The organism is Streptococcus sp. HMSC034E12, from assembly GCF_001835915.1.
GTDB classification, from domain to species: domain Bacteria; phylum Bacillota; class Bacilli; order Lactobacillales; family Streptococcaceae; genus Streptococcus; species Streptococcus vaginalis.
Map to the genome: position 1 here is coordinate 1 of NZ_KV826472.1, position 1,648 is coordinate 1,648.

Here is a 1,648-nt window from a genome sequence, read left to right on the forward strand (position 1 = left end):
ACTCTTTGCAATAGCTCGTTGGCAATCTGACTCGACTTGCGGACATAGTTTGATAAGGTGGTTTTGACATTGCTTGTCTCTAGGAGAGCTTCTGTCTGTTCGCTGATTCGGGCTTGCACATAAAGTGGCGGGTCAAAGTGCCGTGCATCAATCAGCGTCTTTCTGTCACCGATGCTACCATCTACTGCGCCCTCTACTTCATAATCTACTTTTAATTCACAGTGCTTTTTGAGTTCAGACAGCATGTAACCAAACAGCGCTTCTTTATTTGCGTGTTCAGTTTCGCTATCTTCGTTGACGATATACCCGTCATTCGTCTTTCGAGCAATAGACGGGTATTTATCTCTTGCCTGCGGTGCGTAGAGTGTATCACCGCTACTGTAAAAGAGTAAATTTCCCTTGTCGTCATAGATTTTTTTATTTAGCCCAGCAATCGTCAGACCGTCTTTACCAGTACGACGAATCCCGGTATAAAAGTCATCCATGCTGTCCGAGTAATTGATGACTTTCAGCTTTTCACCCACACGAACTGGCATACCCGTCTTGTCTTTGCCGAGATTCCCCTCGCGGTAAATATTAACCACATGACGTTTCAGCGAGTAATCATCATTTAGCTCTGTGACAAATTCCAACTCTGCGCCAAAACTATTGGCGACCGAATAGAGCCGAGCTAGAATCGTGTCTGTTCCGCTCCACTCTAGCTTGATAGACTTGTCTGCTACTTCGTTGATTCCAATCTCAAATGAGTGTTCAGGGTCGTAGTAATCGATGTACTGCTTAATGGTCATGGCATTGGCTGGTTTGTGCGGGCCACGCTTTTCTTTGTTCGCTTCCAAACTCAATGAGTAAGCTGTTAACTCAATCTTATAGCCCGTTTTCTTGACGCTGTTAATATTCAGCCAAAAGTCCTTATCTTTAAATCGAAAAGCTAACTTTTGTCCACTTTGAGCAATCATTTTCTTTGAGTGATAAGTCAGCACAAGGACACTACAAGCGCCTTTTAAAAACTGCGTTAGATTGGCGGAGTTATATTTGATACCACTCTTATTATCAAAAAAACCGACATTGTGACTGTCGGTTGTATCACGAATTGCAATTCGTACATTTCTTTTACTCAAATCCAAGCCTCCTCAATTTCTGCTCGTGCGCTCTCTACTTCCGCAAAACTCGACACAAGCAACTGTACTTTTGTTTTGCCGGGCGGAACCTTAAAGTAGTCTGTCCCCAAAATCTCATCGTCAGGAGCTAATAAGTTATTGACATACAATCGCCCTTTTTCTTCAGGGGTCACTTCTCCTGTTGCATCAATAAAAAGTTCTGCTCCTGTCGGATAGCGGTTAGGGACATCACGCCAGAATGGCACGTTTAATTTATAAAAGGAGAAATCATTTAGATAATGGTGCGTAACTAACTGATTGATAGTTGAGTTGCCACCTTTATATTGACCGACAAAAAACTGCACTTTGGAAGCTTGTTTATCCTTAATCCTTGATTCGAAGAAAGAATGATAGCCGCCATACCAAAAGTAGGTGACTTTATCTCCTTGTTTCCGCAAATCAAACATGTTCCGATTCTGGTCTCGGCCTTCCGAGCTATAAGGATTATCTTTTACCCAAACGCTCGGTGTGAATTCGATAGATTTGACAAC

General features: G+C 42.7%; 1 protein-coding gene and 1 pseudogene. Both read right to left on the minus strand.

Annotated features, from left to right (window positions below; genetic code table 11):
• On the minus strand, positions 1-1,118 hold a 1,118-nt coding region (locus tag HMPREF2574_RS08720), incomplete at its 3' end, for a phage tail protein (protein ID WP_180363993.1).
• A pseudogene (locus HMPREF2574_RS08725) lies at positions 1,115-1,648 on the minus strand (phage tail family protein); the annotation flags it as partial. The pseudogene HMPREF2574_RS08725 and the gene HMPREF2574_RS08720, both read right to left, overlap by 4 nt.